Origin of the sequence: Actinomycetospora aeridis (genome assembly GCF_037400275.1) — a bacterium.
In the GTDB taxonomy this organism is placed as follows: domain Bacteria; phylum Actinomycetota; class Actinomycetes; order Mycobacteriales; family Pseudonocardiaceae; genus Actinomycetospora; species Actinomycetospora aeridis.
In genome coordinates this window covers 39,108-63,143 of the sequence record NZ_JBBEGL010000009.1, presented here as the reverse complement: position 1 = coordinate 63,143, position 24,036 = coordinate 39,108, and the positions used below count along the sequence as shown (strand labels likewise).

Below are 24,036 nucleotides of genomic sequence, written 5' to 3'. Positions count from 1 at the left end.
GCGGTGTGGCGGTTCCGGCGGACGGAGTGAGCTACCAGCTCTCGGGGTCGAGGGGCAGCCCGAGCAGGGCGTTCTCGATGACCTCGGGCAGCGCGGGGTGGATCCAGTACTGCCGCTCGGCCATGGTGCGGGCGTCGAGGCCGAAGGTGATGGCCTGGATGAGGGGCTGCACCAGCGAGGAGGCCTCGGGGCCCATGAGGTGGGCGCCGAGCAGGGTTCCGTCGGGGGAGGCGACGAGCTTGACGACGCCGGTGGTGTCCTCCATGGCCCAGCCGAAGGCGACGTCGCCGTAGCGCTGGGTCTTGGTGACGTAGCGGATGCCGCGGTCGCGGCAGTCCTGCTCGCGCAGCCCGATGGAGGCGATCTGCGGGTCGGTGAACACCGCCGAGGGCACGTGGGCGTTGTTGGTCACCCGCGGCTCGTCGGGGTGCAGCAGGTTGTGCTGCACGATCTTCGCCTCGTGGTTGGCGACGTGCTTGAGCTGGTAGGGCGAGCTGATGTCGCCGAGCGCCCAGACGCCCTCGGCGGTGGTGCGCTGCTGGTCGTCGACGACGATCCGGCCGTCGGGGTGCACGGCGAGCCCGCCGGCCTCGGCGTCGAGCCGGTCGGAGTTGGGGATGCGCCCGGTGGCCACGAGCAGGGCGTCGGTCTCGATCGTGCCGTGGTGGCAGTGCACGACGATGGTGCCGTCGGGCCGCTGCTCGGGCGGGGCGGTGGGCGCGGCCTCGAGCAGGACGTTCCAGCGGTGGGCGGCGAGCTCGGTGAACCGCGCGGAGATCTCCTCGTCCTGCTCGCGCAGCAGCGCCGGGCCGCGGGTGGCGAGGGTGACCTCGGCGCCCAGCGCGGAGAACACGTGCGCGAACTCGGCGGCGATGTAACCGCCGCCGATGATCGTGAGCCGGCGGGGGACCTCGTCGAGACGCATGACGTCGTCGGAGGTGTGGAACGGCACCCCGCTCGCGGCGATGACCTCGGGGATCCCCGGGCGTGACCCCGCCGCGACGACGACGCGGTCGCCGGTGACGGTGACCGGGTCGCCGCCGTCGGTGGGCGCCACCGACAGCGTGCGGTCGCCGGTGAACCGGGCGTGGCCGAGGTAGACCGTGGTGGCGTCCTGGCCCTGGCGGTAGCGCTGCCCGCCCGCGCTGATCGGGTCGATGCGCCCGAAGACGCGGTCGCGGATGTCGGCCCAGCGGATCTTGTCGATCGAGGCGTCGACGCCGTAGGTGCCCGCCCGCCGGATCGTCTCGGCGACGTCGGCGGCGTAGACGTACATCTTGGTCGGGATGCACCCCACGTTCAGGCAGGTCCCGCCGTAGACGCCGTGCTCGACGATCGCCACGTCCATGTCGGCGAACCGCTCGTCCGGGATCGTGTTGCCCGAGCCGGTGCCGATGATGACGAGGTCGTGGTGGGGCACGCCCCCACGGTAGTGCGCCACCGATCGCGGTGCCTCGGCCGCCGACCGTCGTCACCCACACCAGGCGGCTGCGACGAACGGTCACCGCGCCGCCCGTTCGTCGATCGCAGCGGACCGCTCACCGGTGAACTGCCACTCGTCGGTGTCGTTTACCGACGAAAATCGACCGTTCGTCGTCGCTCGGCGGAGCGAACCTGCCCGCCGATGCCTTGTCCGGGCTCCGACCTACTGCTGTCGTCTGCGGCCAACGGCAGCTCCGACTGAGCCGAACAGCTCAGTGCGGGAGCCGCCGAACGGACCTGGGCGAAGGGGCGGACCGGATGTCGAACGGCGTGCACGGTGGGTGGACCACACGGTCGGTGATGCGGGCGTGCGTGCTCGGTGTGGTGGTCCTCCTGGCCGTGCTCGCCGGTGCCGGTGGGGCGTGGGCGGCCGAGGGGTCCCCCGCGCCGGACCCGGGTGGCGAGGGCGGAGCGGGATCGGGCGTCGTCGTCGACGCCGGCGTCCGCGTCGTCGGGGGCGCGCGGACGACCACCGACGAGAACCCGTGGGCGGTCTACCTCACCGACGCCGCGGGGTTCCAGTTCTGCGGGGCCACGCTGGTCGCGCCGACGAAGGTCCTCACCGCCGCCCACTGCATGGCCAGCACGACCGCCGAGCAGACCCGCGTCGTCGCCGGGCGCGACGACAAGCAGTCGACGACGGGCGAGACCTCGACGGTCACCTCGGTGTGGGTCAGCCCGGAGTTCGAGGGCGTCGGCCAGGGCACCGACCTCGCCGTGCTGACGCTCGCGACCGCGAGCACCCGCACCCCGCTGCCGCTCGCCGGCCCGGAGGACACGGCGCTCTACCAGGACGGCCGCGCCGCCCAGGTGTTCGGCTGGGGCGCCACCGCCGAGAGCGCCGCCCCCTCGCGCTACCTGCTCACCGCGACCGTCCCGATGCGCGGCGACGACTACTGCCGCTCCGGCGACCGCTCCTTCGACGCGCGCCGCCTCACCTGCGCGGGGTTCGACCAGGGTGGCGTCGACTCCTGCCAGGGCGACTCGGGCGGCCCGCTCGTCGCCGCGGGCAAGCTCATCGGGGTCACGTCGTTCGGCGACGGCTGCGCCCGCGCCGGCAAGCCCGGGTACTACGTGCGGATCGCGAACGCGAGCCCCGGCCTGGCGGCCCAGCTCGCGTGAGCTGACGAGACGTCCGGACCGGAGGGCAGACCGGTCCGACGAAACGGAGGCGGGACCCGGGCCCACCTGCCCCCGGGTCCGGGTCCCGCTCCGCGGCGTCATTCATCTCAGCGGGTGCTCAGATGTCGTGGGTTAGGGTCGGCCGTCCTCCACCCTCTCCCGATTGGTGACCCACCGTGGGCTTCCCGTTCTCGGCCGTCGTCGGCCACGAGGACCTGCGAACCGCCCTCATGCTCACCGCGGTCGACCCGGGGATCGGCGGCGTGCTGGTGCGCGGGGAGAAGGGCACGGCGAAGACGACGATCGTGCGCGCGCTCGCCACGCTGCTGCCGCCGGTCGAGGTCGTCGCGGGCGACCGCTTCTCGGTCGAGATCGACGCCGGCGAGGAGAGCCCCGACGGTCCGTTCCCCGCCGACGCGCCCCGGGAGCGCCGGCCCGTGCGGCTCGTCGAGCTGCCGGTCGGGGCGTCCGAGGACCGCGTCATCGGGTCGCTCGACCTCGAGGAGGTCCTCGCCCACGGGCGGGCGGCGGTGCGTCCGGGCCTGCTCGCCGCCGCACACCGGGGCGTCCTCTACGTCGACGAGGTCAACCTCCTGCACGACCACCTCGTCGACCTGCTCCTCGACGCCGCCGCCACCGGACGCGCCACCGTCGAGCGCGACGGCGTCTCGCTGACCCACCCCGCGGCGTTCCTGCTGGTCGGGACCATGAATCCGGAGGAGGGCGAGCTGCGCCCGCAGCTGCTCGACCGCTTCGGGCTCACCGTGCACGTCACGGCGTCGCGCGACGTCGGCGAGCGCACCGAGGTCGTGCGCCGCCGGCTGGCCCACGACGCCGACCCCGACGCCTTCGCCGCCCGGTTCGCCACCGACGAGGACGCCCTGCGCGCGCGGCTGGTCGAGGCCCGGGCGCGGCTCGGGTCGATCGTGCTGCCCGACGCCGAGCTCGTCCGGATCTCGGCGCTGTGCGCGGAGGTGGAGGTCGACGGCATGCGCGCCGACGTCGTGCTGGCCCGGACCTCCGTCGCCCACGCCGCCTGGCGCGGGGCCGACGCCGTCGACGCCTCCGACGTGCGCGCCGCGGCCCGGCTCGCCCTGCCCCACCGGCGCCGCCGCGACCCGTTCGACGAGCCGCACCTGGGCGACGACGAGCTGGACGAGGCCCTCCGGAAGGCGGACGAGGCGGCGGCGGAGGAGCCCGAGCCGCCCGAGGGCGGTCCCGACGACGACGGTGGTGGCCCGCCGGACGACGGCGGCGGTCCGCCTGACGGCGGTGGGGGTCCGGGCGGCGGTCCGGGCGGTGGTGGCGGTGCGCCGCCGCCGAGCTCGTCGGCGCCGCCTCCGGAGACGTCGAACGGGTCGGGCGCGGCCGATTCGTCCCAGGAGTCGCCGCAGGAGTCGCGACCGTCGGAACCGTCGGAACCCGCCGGCGTCCCCGTCGGCGCGCCGGCGCGGACGCGGCTGAAGGCGCGCCGCTTCGAGGTCCGCGGGACGGGGGAGGGCGCGCCGGGCCGCCGCTCGCGGGCCCGCGGCCGGCAGGGTCGCGTGGTGCGCGCGGTGCCCGACGCGCGTGACGACACGACGCTGCACGTGCCCGCGACGGTGCTCGCCGCGGCGGGCCGAGGTGCTTCCGTGGCGCGCGGGGACCTGCGCCACGCCGTGCGCGAGGGTCGCGAGGGCAACCTCGTCCTGTTCTGCGTCGACGCGTCGGGGTCGATGGCGGCGCGGCGGCGCATGTGTGCGGTGACCGGGGCCGTCGCCGCGCTGCTGCGCGACGCCTACCAGCGTCGTGACCGGGTCGGGGTCGTGACGTTCCGGGGATCGTCGGCGAGCGTGGCGCTCCCGCCCACGACCTCGGTGCACGCCGCCCACGCGCGCCTGCACGACCTGCGCACCGGCGGGCGCACCCCGCTCGCCGACGGGCTACGCACCGCCCGGGCGGTGCTGCGCACCGAGCGCACCCGCGACGCCCGACGGCGTGGCCTGCTCGTGGTGCTCACCGACGGGCGCGCCACGAGCTCCGGGGGTCTCGACGCCGCCCTGGAGGCGGCCCGGGGTCTCGCGCGCGACGCCGGCGCGGCCGGGCGGGGCGCGAGCATGAGCACCGTGGTCGTCGACTGCGAGTCCGGGCCGGTGCGCCTCGGGCTCGCCGGGCGCATCGCGCGGGTCGCCGGCGGCAGCGTCGTCACCCTCGACGAGCTGACCGGCGAGTCGGTCGCCGGCGTCGTCGAGCAGTTCCGGGCCTCGTGAGCACTTTCCGGGGCAATAGCCCCGGAAAGTGCTCACATGGCGACGAAGGAGGCTGACAGTGCCGCAGGGTGTCCCGAGCAGCGTCCCTGACGACGGGCTGACGACGCGGCAGCGCCGGCGCCGCCCGCTGCTCGTCGTCCACACCGGCGTGAACAAGGGCAAGTCGACCGCCGCGTTCGGGCTCGCCCTGCGGCAGTGGACCGCCGGGTCGTCGATCGCCGTGTTCCAGTTCGTCAAGTCGGCGAAGTGGCGCGTGGGCGAGGAGACCGCCCTGCGCGCCCTGGGCGACCTGCACCGGGAGACCGGCCAGGGCGGGCCCGTCGAGTGGCACAAGATGGGCGAGGGCTGGTCCTGGTCGCGCAAGCAGGGGTCCGAGGAGGACCACGCCGCGGCCGCGCGGGAGGGCTGGGCGGAGATCCGGCGCCGTCTCGAGGCGGGCGCCCACGACTTCTACGTGCTCGACGAGTTCACCTACCCGCTGAAGTGGGGCTGGATCGAGGTCGACGAGGTGGTCGCCGTGCTGAACGACCGGCCCGGCCACCAGCACGTCGTCGTCACCGGCCGCGACGCCCCGCCGGCGCTGGTCGACGCCGCGGACCTCGTCACCGAGATGACCAAGATCAAGCACCCGATGGACGCGGGGCAGAAGGGGCAGAAGGGCATCGAGTGGTGAGCTCCCTGCCGCCCCGGATCGTCGTCGCGGCGCCGTCGTCGGGCAGCGGCAAGACCACCGTCGCCACCGGTCTCCTCGGCGCCCTCGCCGCGCGGGGCGCCGCTATCGGCCCGTTCAAGGTCGGTCCCGACTACGTCGATCCCGGCTACCACGCGCTGGCCGCCGGGCGGCCCGGCCGCAACCTCGACCCGGTCCTCGTCGACGCCGCGACGCTGCCCGGGCTCGTGGTCCACGGGACGCGGGGCGCCGAGATGGCCGTGATCGAGGGCGTCATGGGGCTCTTCGACGGGCGGATCGACGCCGCACCGGACGCGGACGGGTCCACGGCCCACGTCGCCCGGATGCTCGAGGCCCCGGTGGTGCTCGTGGTGGACGCGCGCGGGCAGTCCCGCTCGATCGCCGCGCTCCTGGCCGGGTTCCGCGACTTCGACCCGCGCGTCCGCCTCGGCGGAGTGATCCTCAACCGCGTCGGGACGAACCGCCACGAGGAGATCCTGCGGACCGCCTGCGCCGAGGTGGACCTGCCGGTGCTCGGCGTCCTGCCCCGGCACGCCGAGCTCGCCGTCCCGTCCCGTCACCTGGGCCTCGTCACGGCCGCCGAGCACGGCGCCGCCGCCCGGTCGGCCGTCGCCGCGATGGCGGGCCTGGTCGCCGACCACGTCGACCTCGACGCCGTGGCCGCCCTCGCCCGGACGGCCCCGCCGACGCCCACCGAGGCCTGGGACCCCGCGGCGGCGGTCGGCCCGGCCGTGCCGGGTGGCCCGGTGGTGGCCGTCGCCGGGGGTGCCGCGTTCACCTTCGGCTACCCCGAGCACGTCGAGCTGCTGGCCGCCGGCGGGGCGCAGGTCGTCACCGTCGACCCCGCCCACGACACCGCCCTCCCGGCCGGGACGGCGGGCCTCGTGCTCCCCGGCGGGTTCCCCGAGGAGCATGCCGAGGCGCTCAGCGCCAACGTCGCGCTGCGCGAGGACGTGCGCGCCTTCGCCGCCGCCGGCGGGCCCGTACATGCCGAGTGCGGCGGGCTGCTCTACCTCGCGCGCTCGCTCGACGGCGCGCCGATGTGCGGCGTGCTCGACGCCGACGCGGCCATGGGCCCGCGCCTGGCGCTGGGCTACCGCACCGCGACGGCGTGCACCGACTCCCCGCTCGCGACCGCCGGCGAGACCGTCACCGGCCACGAGTTCCACCGCACCGTGACGACCCCCCGCGCCGGCGCCCCGGCGGCGTGGCGCTGGGCGGGCGCCGAGCCGGAGGGGTTCGTCGCGGGCGGCGTCCACGCCTCCTACCTGCACACCCACCCCGCGGGCCGACCCTCGGGCGTCGGGCGGTGGCTGCGGCACCTGAAGCCGGCGTGACCGTGCCCGCTGTAACCGTCCTGGGCGTGGGCATCGAGCCCGGGACACCCCTCGAGCACCTGCAGGAGGCCGTCGACGACCTCGGCCTGGCGGGCGTCGACGTCGTCGCCACCATCGACACCCGCGGCGCCGAGCCCGCTGTGCTCGAGCTCGCCGCCGGCCGGACCCTGCGGACCTACCCCGCGGCCGTGCTCGACACCGTCGACGTCCCGACCCCCTCGGCTGTCGTCCGGCGCCTCACCGGCACCGGCAGCGTCGCCGAGGCGGCCGCGCTGCTCGCCGCCCGTGAGCGGGGCGGGGGCGAGCTCGTCGTGCCCAAGCAGCGCGGGCGGGGCGTGACGGTGGCCGTCGCGCGCTGAGCGCACGCCGGCGCCGTCACCCTGCCGCGTCCAGCAGGATGTCGCGGAGCTCGCCGGGGACGTCGCGCATGAGGTTGTGGGCGGAGTCGAGCTCGTGGACCGACCACGCGGGGTCGTTGCGCAGGCGTGCCAGGGTGCCGACGAACGGTGAGGTCAGCTCGCCCCAGTCCTTCGCGTAGACGTAGACCCGCTTGCCGAAGCACTCGAGTCCGCGGGTGAGCGCGGCGGGCTGCTCGAGGGTCGCGAGCGGGTGGTCGGTGGCCCGCGCGTCGAAGAACGGCAGCGTCGGGACGAGGCCGGTCGGGCGGCCCTCGTCGTACCAGGCGCGCTCGCGGTCGTCGGTCATCGTCCGGGCGGTGTCGCCGTCGCGCGGCACGAAGGCGTCGAGGTAGACCAGCGCGTCGACGCGGTCGGGACGGCGGTCGGCGGCGACGGTCATCGGCAGGCCGCCGTAGCTGTGGCCGGCGAGCACCACCGGCCCGTCGCTCGCGTCGAGGGCCCGGACGACGTCGGTGACGTGGGTCTCGAGGTCGACCGCGGGGTCGGGCGGGGTGGCGGGGTCGCCGACGGAGGTCAGAGTGAGGGCCCGGACCCGGTGGCCCGCGGCGCGCAGGTCGGCGGCGAGGTCGTCGAAGCACCAGCCGCCGTGGCACATCCCGGGCACGAGCACGAAGGTCGTCATGGGACGAGCCTGGCGGGCGGCGAACCATACGTCGAAGACATGCTTCGTCTGTTCGCCAGCAGCATTGCTTCTGGATGTGTCGCGCGTCCGGCGTGCCGCCCGCCTCGGGGCTCACGCGCGGGGTCGGGACGCGCGAGGATGGCGGTCATGAGCGAGCAGCCCCGGTACGGCGCCCCGTCGCCCGCCGACGGGCCGACCACGCCCGGGTCGGGGGCGGTGTCACGGGCCGAGCTGGACGCGGCCCGGGACGGGTCCTCGGTCCGGTCGTCGGCGGGGCCCGTGGACCACCCGACGACACCGGCGGGCGGGGTGCCGGCGGCCGGACCCGTGGAGCACCCGACGGTCCCCGACGGGGCGGCCGCGGCGCGCCCGCGCGTCCGGACGTCGCCGGGACGGACGCGGATCGGGGGCGCCTGGATCGGGCTGATCCTCGGCGCCGTGGTGCTCGTGTTCCTGCTGATCTTCATCCTCCAGAACCTCGACCCGGCGCGCGTCGTGTTCCTGGGTCTGGAGGCGACCCTGCCGCTCGGCATCTGGCTGCTGTTCGCCGCGATCGCCGGGATGCTCCTGCTCGCCATCCCCGGTCTCGGGCGGATGGTGCAGTGGCGTCGGGCGGCCCAGCGCACCGGGAGGACCCGTTGACCACCCCGTCGCTGCGCCTCGCCGGCGCGCCCCTGCCGCTGGTGGGACGCGCCCGGGCCTACGTCTGCGGCATCACGCCCTACGACACGACCCACCTCGGTCACGCCTCGACCTTCGTGTGGGCCGACGTCGCGGCCCGCGTGCTGCGGCGCGTCGGCACCGAGGTGGTGAGCTGCCGCAACGTCACCGACGTCGACGACGTGCTCGACGCCGCGGCCGAGCGGGCGGGGGCGCGGTTCGACAGCTTCGCCGCGGTCGGGCAGTTCCGCTTCGACCACGACATGGCCGCGCTCGGCGTGCGCCCGCCGACCCACGAGCCGCGCGCCCACAACCACGTCGACGGCGTCGTCGCCCTGGCCGCGGCGCTGCTCGAGCGCAGTGCGGCCTACGAGCGGGACGGTGCGGTGCTGTTCCGGGCGTCCGGGCTGCCCGCGGTGGAACCCGCGGGCGACGACACCTCGGCCGAGGCGCCCTGGCCCGACGCCGACGAACCGGCCGACGCCCTCGTCTGGCGCCCGGCCCAGCCCGGCGAGGCGGCCTGGCCGAGCCCGTGGGGCGACGGGCGCCCGGGCTGGCACGCCGAGTGCGCGGCGATGGCGCTCACCGTGCTCGGTCCCGCCGTCGACCTGCACGTCGGCGGCGCCGACCTGCGCCACCCGCACCACACCACCCAGGCCGCAATGGCCGAGGCCGTCACCGGCGTCGCGCCCTTCGCGCGGGCACGCCTACACGTCGGGACGGTGCGCGTCGACGGCGAGAAGATGGCCAAGTCGGCGGGGAACCTGCTGCTCGTCGGCGAGCTGCTCGAGACCCACCCCGCCGCCGCGGTGCGCCTGCTGCTGCTCGACCGCCACTGGGCGGAGCCGTGGGACGTCACCCGCGGCGCCCTCGACGACGCCGCCGCGCGCCTCGAGCGGCTCTACGCCGCCGCGGCGCGCCACGCCGGTGGTGGCGAGGCGGCGAGCGAGGCCGTGCTGGTGCGACTGCTCGACGATCTCGACGTCCCCGGCGCGCTCGACCTCGCGGAGTCCGAGGGCGGCGACGCGGCCCGGACCACGCTCGCGGTGCTCGGGCTGGCCTGAGCTCGCCCACCGCCGGGGTTTGCCGCGGTGCTGGGGTTCTGAGCGAAGGGCACCTTCGTTCGGATAGACCGGCGAGGGGCGCCCCTCGCCGGAATCACGCTGGCCGGCGCTGGGGTTCTGAGCGAAGGGCACCTTGGCTCGGCTAGACCGGGGAGGGGCGCCTTTCGCCGGAATCGGGGCGTCGCTCAGGGAGCGAGGGTGGAGCCCGGTCACCGAGGTTGTGAGCGAAGGGCACCTTCGGTCGGATAGACCGGCGAGGGGCGCCTTCCGCCGGAATCGCTGCGCCTGCGCGGCGGGGCGAGCGGCACGTTCGGCATGATCAACAGGCCGCAAGGCATGCGGTTCGTGCCGGTCGCCGAACTCGCGGAAACTCGTCGAAAGAATCTTGTGGGAGTTGTCCGGAACCGCCTGGGACTGTCGGGGGTCGGGGCTAGATTCGAACACATGGGCGAACGGGTGGGTGGTGTCGAGCGGGAGGTCCTGGACCGCGCTGACGCTGCCGTGCGCGCTCACCGCCGGGGGTACTACCAGCGCCTCGAAGCCATCGCCGAGCTCGACGAGTCGGGTGTGGCCGCCCGGGCCGGGTACCGCACCACCCACGGGCTGATCGCCGATCGCGACCACCTCGGCCAGACGGAGGCGAAACGGTTGGTCGCCGAGGCCCAGGACGTGTGCCCACGCCGGAGCATGGCGGGAGAGCCGTTGCCGGCGCGGTTGCCGGCCACTGGCGACGCGCTGCAGGCGGGGTTGATCGACCCGGGACACGTGAAGATCATCCGGGAGACGATGCGGAAGCTGGCCGGGCTGGCGGGGCTGTCGGGGCGGTCGGGGGTGGCGGCGCCGTCGTTGCCGGATCTGGTGGTGATCGAGGCGTCGCTGGCCCAGGCCGCGCAGGCGATGGCGCCGCACATGCTGGACAAGCTTGCCAAGCAGATCATCGACCGCTGCGACCCGGACGGCGCGGCCCCACCGGAGGGCGGGGCTTCCCGCGACGAGTTGCTGGTGGTGCGCCGCCGGGACGGGTCGTTGGTGTTGAAGGGTGCGATGCACGATCCGATGGATGCCGAGGCGTTCGTCAACGTGATCGCTGTGCTCTCCGCCCCGGCGGGTGCGGAGGATCAGCGTCCGTTGGCGCGGCGGCAGATGGAGGCGTTGCACGAGCTGGTCCGCGACGCCTGCCGCCCCCACGGGCTCGCCACCGAAGCCGGCGGCGGGCAGGCCGACACCACCGCAGACGCCGAAGCCGCCGCCAGCGAGCCCGCCGCGGCTGACGACTCGGGGGAGAGCGACTCGGGCGAGAGCAACGCGGGCGAGAGCAACGCGGGCGAGAGCAACGCGGGCGAGAACGACTCGGGCGAGAGCGACTCGGGCGACGCGAGCGGCGCGAGTGACTCGGGCGAGCGCGAGAGCGCGGGCCCCGGCGCCGAGGCTGCTGGTGACGCTGTCGGTGGTGACGAGCCGTGGGCGTTGATCCCCGAACCCCGCCGCCCCGGGGGCAGTGCACCGGCCCCGGCGAAGCGGGGCTGGCTCTGGGGACCGGGGCGGGCGCTGCTCACGGTCACCATCGACCACCGCTGGCTCTGCGAAGCCCTCGCCGAACAGAACGGCGGGTTCGGGACGTTGGACTCGGGCTACGCCGTCGATGCCGCCACCGTGCGCCGCTGGGCCTGTGACGCCGAGATCGTCCCGGTCGTGCTCGGGTCGAAATCCGAACCGCTGGATGTCGGGCGGCGTCAGCGCACCGCCACCGACGCGATCCGCCGCGCGCTGCACCTCCGGGACGGGGGATGCGCGTTCCCCGGCTGCGACCGCACACCCCGCCGCTGCGAAGCCCACCACGTGCGCGAGTGGTACCGGCACCGCGGTGACACCGCGCTGGAGAACATGGTGCTGCTGTGCCGCTATCACCACCAGCTGCTCCACCACCGGCACTGGACGATGGAGATGATCGACGGCCGGCCCTGGTTCACCCCGCCCTGGATCGTCGACACCGAACAGACACCCCGACCCGGCGGCCGACCCCACGTCCCCCTCTGACGAGCTGCTGCGGGGTGTGCGAAGCGTCGCGGGCGGTGCGTCTCGGGTCGCCGACGCAGCGTGAGTTCTGCCCGGTCGTGGGCGTGGCGCGCCGAACACCTCTCCGCGTGTCATGGCGCGGCGCGCCGCATCTGCTCGGGCGTCCCCCTACCGTGGGCCGCGCGCGCCGTGGGAGGCCCCGTGCCCCGGCGGCGGAGGGGAGGTGGCCTCGTGGGGGTGGGCACCCGATGGTGGCGTCGCACCGACGCCGAGATCGCGCTCGACGAAGCCTGGGGTGGCCCGGACGAGGTGACCCTCGCGCCCGCTCCTCGAGCCTCGCTCGACGACACCGGGCGTGGGACCCGCGAACTCGCCGAGCGCGAGGCTCGTGAGCAGGCCGAACGCGAGGCCCGTGAGCAGGCCGAACGCGAGGCCCGCGAGCAGGCCGAACGCGAGGCCCGTGAGCAGGCCGAACGCGAGGCCCGTGAGCAGGCCGAACGCGAGGCCCGCGAGCAGGCCGAACGCGAGGCCCGTGAGCAGGCCGAACGCGAGGCCCGCGAGCAGGCCGAACGCGAAGCGCGTGAGCAGGCCGAACGCGAAGCACGCGAGCAGGCCGAACGCGAAGCACGCGAGCAGGCCGAACGCGAAGCACGCGAGCAGGCCGAACGCGAAGCACGCGAGCAGGCCGAACGCGAAGCACGCGAACAGGCCGAACGCGAAGCACGCGAACAGGCCGAACGCGAAGCACGCGAACAGGCCGAACGCGAAGCACGCGAACAGGCCGAACGCGAAGCACGCGAACAGGCTGAACGCGACGCCCGGGACAAGGCCGAACGCGACGCCCGGGACAAGGCCGAACGCGAGGCCCGGGTCCAGGAGGCCCGGGAGAAGGCCGAGCAGGACCGGGTGTCGACGCTCCCCGGCGAGGCGGTGTCGCCGTCCGTCGCCCGTGACGCCGCGGCGCGGGAGGAGGCCGCACGGGCCGCGGCGAAGGCCAACCGGAAACGCCGTCGTCGGCGGGTCCTGATGATCTTCCTGGTGGCCATCCTCGCGGTCGCCGCGGTGTGGATCGTCCCGCGACTGATCGCGATGGCGTTGGCGGTGATCACGGCGCTGGGTCTGGGGCCGGCACCGGACACGACGACGAGCGCCCCAGAGACGCCGGTGGCGGCGGCGTCGGCACCCGGCCCGGCCGCCGCGCCCGCGGCCGTGACGCCCCAGGAACTGCCCCGCGGGGGCACGACGATCGCTCCCGACCAGAGGGTGGTCGTGGTCCGCGCGACCCCGGGCGTCCCGGCGGAACAGACGGCCGACCTGGCCGAGACCACCGCGACATCCTTCGGCAGCACCGGGCGGTCGGCCCTCCCGGCGCTCGAGCTGCCGGTCGGCGACCCGGCCGGGGCGGGGGCGGCATGGCAGCAGCTCGCCGTCACCCGCGCGCACCGCCAGCTGCTCGTCCTCGCGGTCCCGGCGGGCACCGCCGACGTCCTCGGCACCCTCGCGCCGTGGGAGCGCCTGCTGCAGGAGCCCGACGTGGGGCTCGCCCTCGACGCCACCTCGCCCCTGCCGCCCGAGGAGCTGGGCGCGGTGACGGGCTGGCTCGCCACGATGGTCCGCTCCGGGAACCTGCCGCAGAAGCTGCTGGTCGTCCCGGGCGCCGCGGCCGGGGCGCCCGCGGAGATCGCGCTGGTGTCGACCGGCGACGCCGCCTCCCCGGTCCTGCGCGGCGTGGTCCTGCCGCCCGGTGGGCCGTCCGCCCGCGAGATCCTCGCGGCCGACCCCGCTCCGGACGTCGTCCTCTACCGCTGACCGGCGCCGTCCGCGCCGTCCGTCCCGAGGACGAGGAGCTCCGCCGCGCCCCTCAGCGCTTCCGCGCAGTGCCACGCCTCCCGCGGGACGTGCAGCACCTCGTGCGCACCGAGCGTCACCGCCGGCCGCCCGTCGACCTCGATCCGCACACAGCCCTCGAGCACGATCACCAGCCGGTCGGCGTCCTCGTAGCGCACCGGGCCGGTGCTGGCGCGCGACGGCAGCGCCATCCGGACCAACGACACGCCGCCGTAGCCGTCGTCCGGCCCGACCACCAGGTGTGAGGCGACCGGGTCGACGTCGAGCCCGTCGTCCGTGATCGACACGGGCTCGGGAGCGGTCGTGCTCATGCGTCTCCTTCCGGACAGCTCGCGCTCACATGAGCAAGACGAACTGGAATCCACCTTCGGCTCACGAGTACAGGGCCCCGAAGCGGCGACGTCAAGAGCCGCCGTCGGACCCGCTACCGTGCTCATATGAGCAGCGCCGTACACAGGGACGACGCCTGGGGTCCGAGCAGGCGACTGCTCGCGGCGACGGCGGCACACCGGTTCCACGTGCTCGGGCGCACCAAGGTGGAGATCGCGCAGGAGCTCGGGATGAGCCGCTTCGCGGTCGCCCGACTGCTCGACGCCGCCCGGGACCAGGGCGTGGTCCGCATCGAGGTCACCGCGGGCGACGACCTCGACCACGCGGCGTCGGAGGAGCTGGCCGCGGCCTACGGCCTCCGCCGCGCCCTGGTGGCGTCACCCGACACAGCACCCGAGACAACACCCGCCCGTCGCCGCGTGGCCGGTCTGGCGGCCGAGCTGCTCACCGAGCTGGTGGGTCCCGACGACGTCCTCGGCCTGGCCTGGTCGCGCACGATCAACGACGCGGTCGACGCCCTGCGCACCCTGCCGCCCTGCACGGTCGTGCAGCTCTGCGGGGCCTACTCGCTGCCGTGGCGCTCGGACACCTCGCCGGAGACGGTCGCGCGGGTCGGTGCCCTCTGCGGCGGGCCGACCTTCCCCATCTACGCCCCGCTCGTGCTGCCCGACGACCGGACCGCACGGACGCTGCGCGCCCAGCCGGGAGTCGCCGACGCGGTCGAGCGGTTCGCGGACCTCACGATCGCGGTCGTCTCGGTCGGGGCGTGGAGCCCCGGGCACTCGACCGTCTTCGACGTCCTCACCGAGGACGAGCGCGCGGCCCTCGGGGAGCGCGGGGTCGTGGGCGAGGTGGTCGCCCTCCCGTTCGACGCCGAGGGTCGCGTGCTCGACGTCGACCTCGCGCGCCGCGTGCTCGCCATCGACGAGGGCGCCCTGCGGGCCGTCGACGAGGTCGTCGTCCTGGTCACGGATCCCGAGCGGGCCGCCGCGGCCGACGCCGTGCTGCGCTCGGGTCTGCCGACCACGCTCGTCACCGACGCCGGGACCGGTGCGGCGATCGCGCGCATCGCCGCCGGGCGCCCGACGGCCTGACCCTCACCCGCCCCACGTGGTGGACCGCCGCGCGACGTCGTGGAGCGCCTCGAGCTCGCCGTACCCGAGCGCCTCGGGCAGCAGCGCGAGCCGGTCGGCCAGCCCGTCGGCGGAGGCACCGAGCACCGTCGGCGGCTCCGGATCGCCGCCCTCGAGCCCGTCGGGCGCCACGACGACCCCGCACACCGCGGGCTCCCGGTGCCGTCCGCGCCCGAGCGTCGTCCGCACGTGCCCGACGGCGGCGCGCAGCTCGTCGGCGAGCGCCGTGCGGTGCCCGCCGACGTGCACGACACCGCGGCGGACCTCCACGCGGCCGGCGCCGGCGGAGCGCGCCACGACCACTCCCGGCGCGCCGAGCAGCAACGTCACGGTGCCGTGCGCGCCGAGTGGCACGTCGGGGATGGCCCGCCACGGCTCGCTCGCCGTGGCGATCCGCGAGAGACGCCGCAGGCCCCGGGGGTGCACGACGGCGTCGACGGCGGCGGCGAGGGCCGGGTCGGCGGGCTGCTGCCGCGACAGGTCCTCCCACCCGAGCCCCAGGAGCTCCGCGAGCGCCCGGTGCCAGCGGGTGTGGCGGTCGCGGTCGTCCTGGTAGGCGATGTTCGCCCCGCACAGCGAGCAGGACCGTCCCTCCCCGAAGCCCCAGTCGTAGGACGGCTCGTCGGTGATCAGCCTGCGGGCCTGCTCCGGGTCCACACCCAGCACGGTAGGCGCAACCCGCTCCACGCCCGTCGTTAGGCTCGGAACATGGCACGAGGGGTCACGCGGATGTCCGGTCTGTTCCTGCGCACGCTGCGCGAGGATCCGGCCGACGCCGAGGTGATCAGCCACCGGCTGCTGGCCCGCGCCGGGTACGTCCGCCGGGTCGCGCCGGGCATCTACTCGTGGCTGCCGCTGGGCATGAAGGTCCTGGGCCGCGTCGAGGCGATCATCCGCGACGAGATGGACGCGATCGGCGCCCAGGAGGTCCACTTCCCGGCCCTGCTGCCCCGCGAGCCCTACGAGGCCACCGGCCGCTGGACCGAGTACGGCCCGGCGCTGTTCCGGCTCAAGGACCGCAAGGGTGCCGACTACCTGCTCGGGCCCACGCACGAGGAGCTGTTCACCCTCATGGTCAAGGGGGAGACCAGCTCCTACCGCGACTTCCCGGTGACGCTCTACCAGATCCAGAACAAGTACCGCGACGAGGAGCGTCCCCGCGCGGGCATCCTGCGCGGCCGCGAGTTCGTCATGAAGGACTCGTACTCGTTCGACCTGACCGACGAGGGCCTCGACGCGTCCTACGCGCGGCACCGCGAGGCCTACCTGCGCATCTTCGCCCGGCTGGGGCTGGAGACGCAGATCGTCTCGGCGATGTCCGGGGCGATGGGCGGGTCGAAGTCCGAGGAGTTCCTCGCGACCGCCGCGTCCGGGGAGGACACCTACGTCCGCTGCCCCGCCTCGGGCTACGCGGCGAACGTCGAGGCCGTCACGACGCCCGCCCCGCCCGACGAGTCGGTCGCCGACAAGCCCGGGGCCGTCGTGTACGACACCCCGGACACCCCGACCATCGAGACGCTGGTCGACCACGTCAACGGGCTCGGGCTGGCGAACGAGAACGGGGCCAGGACGTTCACCGCCGCGGACACCCTGAAGAACGTCATGGTCAAGACCCGGCTGCCCGGTGCCGAGGAGTGGACGCTGCTCGGCGTCGGCGTCCCCGGCGACCGCGAGGTCGACATGAAGCGCCTCGAGGCGTCGGTCGCGCCCGCCGACGTAGCGCTGCTCGAGGACGCGGACTTCGCCGCCAACCCCTTCCTCACCAAGGGCTACATCGGCCCGGTCGGCCTCGCCAAGAACGGCGTGCGCTACCTCGTCGACCCCCGGATCGTCACGGGCACCGCCTGGGTCACCGGGGCCGACGAGCACGGCCGCCACGTCGTCGACCTCGTCGCCGGCCGCGACTTCACCCCCGACGGGACGATCGAGGCCGCCGAGGTGCGCGAGGGCGACCCGTCACCCGACGGCGGTGGCACCCTGGTCGCTGCCCGCGGCATCGAGATGGGGCACATCTTCCAGCTCGGCCGCAAGTACGCCGAGGCGCTCGGGCTCACGGCGCTCGGATCGGACGGCAAGCCCGCGACGGTGACGATGGGTTCCTACGGCGTCGGCGTCACCCGCGCCGTCGCCACGATCGCCGAGCAGCACGCGGACGACAAGGGCCTCGTCTGGCCGGCCGAGGTCGCGCCGTACGCGGTGCACATCGTCGTCGCGGGCAAGGACCCGGCGCAGGCCGAGGTCGCCGCGGGGATCGCCGACGGGATCGCCGCGGCCGGCCTCGAGGTCCTGCTCGACGACCGCAAGGCCTCGCCCGGGGTCAAGTTCGCCGACGCCGAGCTGCTCGGCATGCCCACCACGGTCACCGTCGGCCGCGGCCTCGCGAACGGCGTCGTGGAGGTGACCGACCGCGCGTCGGGCGAGCGCCGCGAGGTGCCCGTGGACGACGTGGTCGGCGAGATCAGCGCAGGACTGCGGCCTTCCTAGCGGATCAGGAACGAGGCCAGCAGGGCCACGATCACGGAGTTGTAGACGAAGGTCAGCAGGGTGTGCAGGTTGACGACCCGCCGCATTGTGGGCGTCGTGATGCTCACGTCGGTCGCCCCGAACGTCGTCGCGACCGCGAGGGCGAAGTACCGGTAGTCGGCGAAGTCGCCGGTGCGCGTGCCGGGGAAGTCGAGGCCGGGCTCGTCGATGTCCCGCTGCGCGTAGTGCACGGCGTAGGCGACGATCGACAGCGCCCAGGAGCTGAACAGGACGCTGAGCGTCAGCGGCGCCAGGACCAGGTCGTCGACGGCGAGGCCGGGGACGTGCGGGAGCAGCAGGGCCGCGGCCAGCGCCACGACGGTGGCCTCCACCGCGAAGGCCGGCCCGCCGCCGATCGCGGAGCGCCGGCGCACCCCCGCCCGATTCGGTGCGTCCCGCGCCCGCATCCGGGCGCGGAACTCCGCGGGGCCGACCCGCCCGAACGTCCGCAGCGTCAGCACGGCGTAGACGACGGCGAAGAGGTCGAAGCCGACGAGGAAGAGGATCGCGCGTGCCGACCAGACGTGCTCGGTCAGGAAGGCGGTGCCGTTCAGGGCGAGGCCCACGGGCAGGGTGAGCACGACGGCGACCACCAGGGCGAGCACCCCGCGACGCGAGTCGCGGCACAGGGGGTGACGGGACGGGGTCACCGTCTCCTCGGTGGGGGTGTCGACCACGGTCAGCGGCCGAGCGTGTCGGCGATCCAGTCGTGGGCGACGCGCTCGAAGCGGAACTGCCCGAGCCCCTCGCAGTGCCCGCCCGCGCCCTCGGCCGCCGTGAACGCGTGGCGGGTCACGGGACCGCCCACCGCGGCCGCGAGCGGCTCGGCCTGGCCGGTCGAGGCGAAGTCGCCCTCGGGCTCCACCACCAGGACCGGGCAGGTGATGCGGTCGGCGAGCCAGGCGAGCGAGAACCCGCTTAGGGCCCGGAAGTAGTCGGTGAGGGTGGTGACGCCGTGGGCGGCCATCCGCCAGCGGAAGTCGTTGCTGCGCTGCGGGTCGGCGAGGAGCGTCCCCGCGAGGTCCGCCTCCAGCGTCGGGTCGTCGTCCTGGAGGCGCTGCCACACCGCGTCGCCGAGGCGCCCGCGCAGGGCCTGGCCGAAGTCGTACTGACCCGGGTCGCAGACCAGCGCGGCGATGCGGGGCTCGCCGGTCACGCCGCGCGGGGCGAGGTAGCCGGCGAAGCTGCGCCCGAGCAGGACGAGTGCCGCGGGGTCGACCCCCGGGCGCCCGACGAGGTCGTCGACCACCGGGCGCAGGACGGCCTCGTAGTCGGGACGCAGCGGCAGGCCGCGCCGGTAGAGCACGCCGCCCTGCCCGGGGCCCTCGACCGACAGGCAGTTCCACCCCTGCTCCAGGGCGCCGAGCGCGGCGTCGAGGTAGCCGGCCTCGGCGGTCGAGTCGTACCCGGCGGGCGCGATCACGGTCGGGCGCGGGACGTCGGGCCCCGCCGGGCGGAACAGGTAGCCGGCCGCGACGACGCCGTCGCGCTCGATCTCCACCGTCTCGACGTGGTGGTCCATCAGTGCCGCGGCGGCGCGGAAGGCGTCGACGTGCGCGGTGTAGGCGTCCTGGAGGTCCTGGCGCGTCAGGTCGTCGCGGGCGAAGAAGAACGACTGCCGGTGGTACTCCGCGGCCCGCAGGTAGCACCGCCGCGCGCTGACGCGGTGGCCCGCGGCCAGGCTGGCGTCGCCCTCGGCGCGCACGGCCTCGGCCGTCGCACGCCACTCCCGCAGCCAGGAGCCGAGGTCGCCGGGGGTGATCCGGCCGGCGGTCGCGCCGACCTCACCGAGGTCGGCCGAGCCGCGCATCGCGGCCGTCATCGAGCGGTTGAGCTGGGCGTCGAACGAGGCGTCGCCGGTGCGCAGGACGGGGCCGGTGTCGCCGGTGAAGGCGACGCCCGGGGTGCTCTTCGTCGAGGTGGTCATCGTCGCTCTCCCGGAGTCGCCACGGCGCGGTCGCCGTGAACATTGTCACGGAGTGCCACGAGAGGCGAGAGCGTCCGGACGAATCAGCGAGATCTTGGGCCGTTCGAGGCTCGTGATCTCCGGGAGAGCGCTACAGGTGGTCAGTTGGACCGTTGACGTCGCTCCAGGCGGATCGACACGCCGAGGACGGCGAGACCCAGCAGCGGCAGGACCGCGCCGACCGCGGCCGGTGCCGACCACCCGAGTCCGGCCGCGAGCACCACACCGCCGAGCGCCGCGCCGACGGCGTTGGCGACGTTGAAGGCCGAGTGGAAGCTCGCGGCCGCGAGCGAGGGGCCCCCGGCCGCGAAGTCGATCAGTCGGCCCATGAGCGCCGGGCCCGCCGACATGCCGACGAAGCCGAGGGCGAACAGCCCGACCGTCGCGGCGACCGCGTTGCTCGCCGCCACCGTGAACGCCACCAGCACGCCGGTGTAGGCGAGCAGGGCGATCGCGATCGTGGCCCGCGGGGCCTTCTCGGCGAAGCGCCCGCCCGCGATGTTGCCGACGGTCATGCCGATGCCCAGCGCGCCGAGCAGCAGCGGCACCGTCGTGGTGGAGACGCCGGCCTGGTTGGTGAGGATCGGGCTGATGTAGCTGTAGACGGCGAACATGCCGCCGAAGCCCGCGGCGATGACGCCGAGGGTCAGCCAGACCTGGGGGCGCCGCAGCGCGGTGAGCTCGGTGGCGAGGCTGCCGCCACGGTCGCCGGGCGGGCTCGGCACGAGCGTCACGACGGCCGCGACCGTGATCAGCGCGATGACCGTCACCGCGACGTACGCGCTGCGCCAGCCGAAGGCGTCGCCCAGCCACGTCGCGGCCGGCACGCCGATGATGTTGGCGACGGTGAGCCCGAGCATCACCGTCGCGAGGGCCCGCGCGCGCCGCTCCGGTGGCACCAGCGCCGCCCCGAGCACCGCGGCGGTGCCGAAGTACGCGCCGTGCGGCAGGCCGGCGAGGAAGCGCAGGCCCACGAACGGCAGGAACGACGGCGCGATCGCCGACAGGGCGTTGGCGACGACGAGGAAGACCGCCAGCGCCACCACGAGCTGCCTGCGCGGCCAGCGCGCGCCGACGAGGGCGATCAGCGGGGCGCCGACGACCACGCCGAGCGCGTAGGCGCTGATGGCGGCGCCGGCGGTGGGCACCGAGACCCCGAGGTCGCTCGCGAACCCCGGCAGCACGCCCATGCTGGCGAACTCCGTGGTGCCGATGGCGAGGCCACCGAGCGACAGGGCGGCGAGGCTGACGCCGGCGGGCACCCGCGAGGAGCGGGCGACCTCGCGGGTCCGGGTCGACGCGGGGGCGTCGGTCGAGGTCGGCGGGGTCACGCGGTCACCTCCTGGGTGAGCCCGGGGGCGATCTCCTGGGCGAGCAGGGTCGGGACGACGTCGGCGAGGGAGTCGACGGGGATGTCGGCCGGCTCGCCGCGCAGGCCGGCGACGGTCGCGCCCGCGGCCCGGCCGGCGGCGACGCCGACGGCGGAGTCCTCGACGACGAGGCAGTCGGTGACGTCGACGGCGAGGAACTCGGCGGCCATGAGGTAGCCGTCGGGGGCGGGCTTGCCGGCGGCGACCATGTCGCGGGGCACGATCACCGGGGCGTCGATCCCGGCCGCGCCGAGGCGGGCGCGGGCGAGGCGGGCGTCGGCGCTCGTCACCACGGCCCACGGCGTGTGCGTGGCGTCGAGGTGCGCGACGAGGTCGTGCGCGCCCGGTGCGGCCACGACGTCGGCGAGGTCGACGTACTCGTGCTCGAGGTGGTCGCGGGTCGCGGCGGCGACCCCGGCCTCGTCGAGGTCGGGACGCATGCGGCGCACGGTGCTCTCGGCGGGGTGCCCGGTCATCGCGGCGAGGACGGCGTCGGGGTCGGCGTCCCAGCGCTGCGCCCACGTGCGCCAGGAGCGCTCGACGGCGGCGTCGGAGTCGACGAGGGTGCCGTCCATGTCCAGGAGCACGGCGGTGAACCCACACGTCGTCGGACGGGCGGGTGCCTGGAGGTGCACGAGGGGTCCTTCCCTGCTGACGGTGGCTATATCCTCGTGGTCCGAGCATAATCAGCCGCATGACGGCGTCAACGGAGACGGGACGTGAGCCCGGTCGCGCCCGCGTCGACCGCTGGCGCACCAAGGCGGAGGTCCTCGCGGAGGTCCGGCGCAGCCCGGGCCTGACCCGCGTCGAGCTCGCCCGGCGTCTCGGGCTGTCCAGCGCGTCGGTCACCGAGACCGTGGCGCGGCTGCGCGAGGGCGGCTGGCTCTGCGAGCACCGCGCGCCCGTGCAGGGCCGCGGCCGCCCGACGACCACGCTCGAGCCGGCGCCCGACGGGCCGCGGGTGGTGGCGGTCGACGTGCGCCACGAGGACTGGCGGGTCGGGCTGGCGGGTCTCGACGGGCAGGTCTCCGGGATCGTCACCGCGCGCCACGACCGCGACCCGCAGCGCGTCGCCACGGCCCTTGCCGCCGCCGTCGGCGACATCGCCGCCGGGCACCGCACGGTCGCGGTCGGCCTCGCGGCGCCGGCGCCGATCTCCGACGACGGGCTGGTGCGCGCCACCGAGCTGGCGTGGGACGCCGTCGACCTCGGTCCGGTGACCGCGGCCCTGGACGAGCGCTGCCCGGACCCCGTGCCGCTGCTCGTCGGCAACGACGCCACCCTCGCCGGCGTCGCCGAGGCACGCACCGGAGCGGCCGCGGGGGCCGGCACCGCGGTCTACCTCACCGTCGAGGTCGGTCTCGGCGGGGCGCTGCTGCTCGACGGCCTGCCGCACCTCGGGGCGCACGGGCAGGCGGGGGAGTACGGCCACCTGCCCTTCGGCGACCCGGCCCGCCCCTGCTCGTGCGGGGCCACCGGCTGCTGGGGCCCGGAGGTCGACGGGCGCGCGCTGGCCCGCCGCCTCGGCGACCCGCCGCCCGGCGACCCCCGCTCCTACGCGCTCGGCGTGCTCGAGCGGGCCGCGGGCGGCGACGCCGCTGCTGTGCACGCCGTGTGCGGGGTCGCCGCGGCGCTGGCCCGGGGCGTCGCCGGGCTGGTGGCTGTCCACGACCCCGACGTGGTCGTGCTGGGCGGGCTCGCCCGGGGGCTGCGGGCGGCGCCGGGCTTCGACGAGGCCTACCGGCGCGGGCTCATGGCCTTCCGTCGCGACGACCCGGTGCCGGTGCGCGACGCCGTGCACGGCGACGACGGGACCCTGCACGGGGCCGCGGCCCTGGCGCTCGACCACGCCACGAGCGCCGAGGGGCTCGCGGAGAGCTGCGAGCCCTGACCACCGCTACCCGCTCTCCTAGCCGCCGAGAAAACTCAGCCGCACCGTCCGGGTCGGGTTGTCGCCGTTGGTGTCGACGAGGCACACCGACTGCCAGGTGCCCAGCGCCAGCCGGCCCCCGATCACCGGCACCGACATCGAGGGCGCCACGAGCGCGGGCAGCACGTGGTCGCGCCCGTGGCCCGGCGAGCCGTGGCGGTGCGACCAGCGTCCGTCGGCGGGCAGCAGCTCGCGCAGCTGGGCGAGCAGGTCCTCGTCGCTGCCCGCGCCGGTCTCGATGATCGCCACCCCGGCCGTCGCGTGGGGCACGAAGACGTGCAGCAGGCCGTCGGGCGATCCGGCGGCACCGACGAAGGCCTCGCAGTCGCGGGTGATGTCCCGGACGGTCTCCCGGTCGCCGGTGCGGACCTCGATCTCCTCGCTGAACACGGGGCCGAGGGTAGGCGCGGGGTCCGACGGTCCAGAATGCCCGTCGTGCACCCCGACTCCGGACAGGGACGTGTGACCGTCGCGGTCGTCACCGGCGCGGGACGGGGGATCGGCGCCGGCCTGGCCGCCGCGCTCTCGGCGCGCGGTCACCACCTCGTCGTCACCGACGTCGACGCCGCCGCCGCGCAGGCCACGGCCGACGCGCTCGACGGGCCCGCGACGCCGATGCCGCTCGACGTCCGCGACCCGTCCGCCCACCGGGCGGTGGCGCTCGCCGCGGCCGACCTGGGCGACGTCGTCGTGTGGGTCAACAACGCCGGCGTCCTCACGACCGCAACCGCCTGGGAGGCCACCGACGCCGAGGTGACGTCGACCTTCGAGATCAACACCCTCGGCGTCGTGCACGGGTGCCGGGCCGCGGTGGACGTGATGCGCCGTGGGGACGTGCTCAACATCGTCTCGCTCTCCGGGCTCGGGCCGACGCCCGGTTTCGCGACCTACGGCGCCAGCAAGGCCGCGGCGCTGAGCTACACCCAGGCGCTCGACATCGAGCTCGCCGCCGCCCGGCGCCCGGTCCGCATCCGGGCGCTGTGCCCGGACGTCGTCGACACCTCCCTGGTCAGCAACGTCGCGCACCGGCCCAGCGCGGCCCTGCTGTTCACCGGCACCCGCCTGCTCTCGGTGGACGAGGTCGTCGACGCGGGGATGGGGATGCTCGGGTCGCACCGGGCGATGCGTACGGTGCCGGGCTGGCGCGCGGCCCTCCAGCGCACCTCGGCGGCGTTGCCGGGGCTCGCCCGGGTCGCCGTGCCGCTGGTGGCCCGCACGGGCGAGCGGCGGCGGTTGTCCCGGTAGCCCGACGACGCACGCGGCAGGACGCGACC

Annotated in this window: 22 protein-coding genes; 13 read left to right on the top strand and 9 right to left on the bottom strand. The window is 75.4% G+C overall.

The window, feature by feature from the left end:
- Positions 1-31: 31 nt before the first annotated feature.
- Positions 32-1,420 carry a mycothione reductase gene (locus WCD41_RS26060; RefSeq protein WP_337718028.1) on the bottom strand — a complete coding sequence of 463 codons (1,389 nt, stop codon included), beginning with the start codon at positions 1,418-1,420 and terminating at the stop codon, positions 32-34.
- Between the two features lie 320 nt (positions 1,421-1,740).
- On the opposite strand from WCD41_RS26060, the gene WCD41_RS26055 reads away from it, so the two are divergent.
- The 5 genes from WCD41_RS26055 to WCD41_RS26035 all read left to right on the top strand — a co-directional run bounded on the left by WCD41_RS26055 (position 1,741) and on the right by WCD41_RS26035 (position 7,240).
- Positions 1,741-2,604: a S1 family peptidase gene (locus WCD41_RS26055; protein WP_337718026.1), complete on the top strand. Its 864-nt coding sequence runs from the start codon at positions 1,741-1,743 to the stop codon at positions 2,602-2,604.
- A 230-nt stretch (positions 2,605-2,834) separates the two neighbouring features.
- Positions 2,835-4,853: a VWA domain-containing protein gene (locus WCD41_RS26050; RefSeq protein WP_337718208.1), complete on the top strand. Its 2,019-nt coding sequence runs from the start codon at positions 2,835-2,837 to the stop codon at positions 4,851-4,853.
- A gap of 58 nt (positions 4,854-4,911) precedes the next feature.
- A complete protein-coding gene (gene cobO, locus WCD41_RS26045; protein ID WP_337718024.1) occupies positions 4,912-5,526 on the top strand; it encodes a cob(I)yrinic acid a,c-diamide adenosyltransferase in 615 nt (204 codons plus the stop codon).
- A 5-nt stretch (positions 5,527-5,531) separates the two neighbouring features.
- On the top strand, positions 5,532-6,881 hold the full coding sequence (locus tag WCD41_RS26040; RefSeq protein WP_337718206.1) for a cobyrinic acid a,c-diamide synthase CobB: 1,350 nt from the start codon (positions 5,532-5,534) through the stop codon (positions 6,879-6,881).
- Between the two features lie 26 nt (positions 6,882-6,907).
- Positions 6,908-7,240 (top strand): cobalamin biosynthesis protein, encoded by a 333-nt coding sequence (locus tag WCD41_RS26035; protein WP_337718022.1) that lies wholly within the window; start codon positions 6,908-6,910, stop codon positions 7,238-7,240.
- Positions 7,241-7,256: 16 nt separating this feature from the next.
- Here the strand turns inward: WCD41_RS26035 and WCD41_RS26030 are convergent, their stop codons facing one another.
- Positions 7,257-7,922: an alpha/beta fold hydrolase gene (locus WCD41_RS26030; RefSeq protein ID WP_337718020.1), complete on the bottom strand. Its 666-nt coding sequence runs from the start codon at positions 7,920-7,922 to the stop codon at positions 7,257-7,259.
- A 147-nt stretch (positions 7,923-8,069) separates the two neighbouring features.
- Here WCD41_RS26030 and WCD41_RS26025 point away from each other — a divergent pair, with 147 nt between their 5' ends.
- The 4 genes from WCD41_RS26025 to WCD41_RS26010 all read left to right on the top strand — a co-directional run bounded on the left by WCD41_RS26025 (position 8,070) and on the right by WCD41_RS26010 (position 13,471).
- Complete coding sequence (locus WCD41_RS26025; protein ID WP_337718018.1) at positions 8,070-8,564, top strand: LapA family protein; 495 nt, start codon at positions 8,070-8,072, stop codon at positions 8,562-8,564.
- The gene (locus WCD41_RS26020; RefSeq protein ID WP_337718016.1) at positions 8,561-9,646 is read left to right on the top strand and encodes a cysteine--tRNA ligase; all 1,086 of its coding nucleotides are present in this window, start codon (positions 8,561-8,563) and stop codon (positions 9,644-9,646) included. The genes WCD41_RS26025 and WCD41_RS26020 overlap by 4 nt, the downstream gene beginning before the upstream one ends.
- 315 nt (positions 9,647-9,961) lie before the next feature.
- On the top strand, positions 9,962-11,683 hold the full coding sequence (locus WCD41_RS26015; protein WP_337718015.1) for a DUF222 domain-containing protein: 1,722 nt from the start codon (positions 9,962-9,964) through the stop codon (positions 11,681-11,683).
- Positions 11,684-11,893: 210 nt separating this feature from the next.
- The gene (locus WCD41_RS26010) at positions 11,894-13,471 is read left to right on the top strand and encodes a cell envelope integrity protein TolA (RefSeq protein ID WP_337718013.1); all 1,578 of its coding nucleotides are present in this window, start codon (positions 11,894-11,896) and stop codon (positions 13,469-13,471) included.
- Here WCD41_RS26010 and WCD41_RS26005 read toward each other — a convergent pair.
- On the bottom strand, positions 13,462-13,821 hold the full coding sequence (locus tag WCD41_RS26005) for a cupin domain-containing protein (RefSeq protein ID WP_337718011.1): 360 nt from the start codon (positions 13,819-13,821) through the stop codon (positions 13,462-13,464). The two genes, WCD41_RS26010 and WCD41_RS26005, sit on opposite strands and share 10 nt — an antisense overlap.
- Before the next feature lie 126 nt (positions 13,822-13,947).
- On the opposite strand from WCD41_RS26005, the gene WCD41_RS26000 reads away from it, so the two are divergent.
- Positions 13,948-14,934, top strand: a complete 987-nt coding sequence (locus WCD41_RS26000) for a sugar-binding transcriptional regulator (protein ID WP_337718008.1) — start codon at positions 13,948-13,950, stop codon at positions 14,932-14,934.
- A gap of 3 nt (positions 14,935-14,937) precedes the next feature.
- Here WCD41_RS26000 and WCD41_RS25995 read toward each other — a convergent pair whose 3' ends face one another.
- Entirely contained in the window at positions 14,938-15,630 is a 693-nt protein-coding gene (locus WCD41_RS25995; RefSeq protein ID WP_337718005.1) for a hypothetical protein, read from the bottom strand.
- A 51-nt stretch (positions 15,631-15,681) separates the two neighbouring features.
- On the opposite strand from WCD41_RS25995, the gene WCD41_RS25990 reads away from it, so the two are divergent.
- Positions 15,682-17,457 (top strand): proline--tRNA ligase, encoded by a 1,776-nt coding sequence (locus WCD41_RS25990; RefSeq protein WP_337718003.1) that lies wholly within the window; start codon positions 15,682-15,684, stop codon positions 17,455-17,457.
- Here WCD41_RS25990 and WCD41_RS25985 read toward each other — a convergent pair.
- The 4 genes from WCD41_RS25985 to WCD41_RS25970 form a co-directional block, all read right to left on the bottom strand.
- Positions 17,454-18,173: a DUF1345 domain-containing protein gene (locus WCD41_RS25985; protein WP_337718001.1), complete on the bottom strand. Its 720-nt coding sequence runs from the start codon at positions 18,171-18,173 to the stop codon at positions 17,454-17,456. The genes WCD41_RS25990 and WCD41_RS25985 overlap by 4 nt on opposite strands.
- Positions 18,174-18,175: 2 nt before the next feature.
- Positions 18,176-19,423 (bottom strand): alpha/beta hydrolase family protein, encoded by a 1,248-nt coding sequence (locus WCD41_RS25980; protein WP_337717999.1) that lies wholly within the window; start codon positions 19,421-19,423, stop codon positions 18,176-18,178.
- Positions 19,424-19,563: 140 nt separating this feature from the next.
- A complete protein-coding gene (locus WCD41_RS25975) occupies positions 19,564-20,793 on the bottom strand; it encodes an MFS transporter (RefSeq protein WP_337717997.1) in 1,230 nt (409 codons plus the stop codon).
- Entirely contained in the window at positions 20,790-21,467 is a 678-nt protein-coding gene (locus WCD41_RS25970) for an HAD-IA family hydrolase (RefSeq protein ID WP_337717993.1), read from the bottom strand. Before WCD41_RS25970 ends, WCD41_RS25975 begins: the two co-directional genes overlap by 4 nt.
- Before the next feature lie 59 nt (positions 21,468-21,526).
- Here WCD41_RS25970 and WCD41_RS25965 point away from each other — a divergent pair, with 59 nt between their 5' ends.
- Positions 21,527-22,723 (top strand): ROK family transcriptional regulator, encoded by a 1,197-nt coding sequence (locus WCD41_RS25965; protein ID WP_337717991.1) that lies wholly within the window; start codon positions 21,527-21,529, stop codon positions 22,721-22,723.
- 18 nt (positions 22,724-22,741) lie between these two features.
- Here WCD41_RS25965 and WCD41_RS25960 read toward each other — a convergent pair whose 3' ends face one another.
- The gene (locus tag WCD41_RS25960; protein WP_337717988.1) at positions 22,742-23,152 is read right to left on the bottom strand and encodes a secondary thiamine-phosphate synthase enzyme YjbQ; all 411 of its coding nucleotides are present in this window, start codon (positions 23,150-23,152) and stop codon (positions 22,742-22,744) included.
- A 72-nt stretch (positions 23,153-23,224) separates the two neighbouring features.
- On the opposite strand from WCD41_RS25960, the gene WCD41_RS25955 reads away from it, so the two are divergent.
- Positions 23,225-24,007 carry an SDR family NAD(P)-dependent oxidoreductase gene (locus WCD41_RS25955; protein WP_337717986.1) on the top strand — a complete coding sequence of 261 codons (783 nt, stop codon included), beginning with the start codon at positions 23,225-23,227 and terminating at the stop codon, positions 24,005-24,007.
- Positions 24,008-24,036 lie beyond the last annotated feature (29 nt).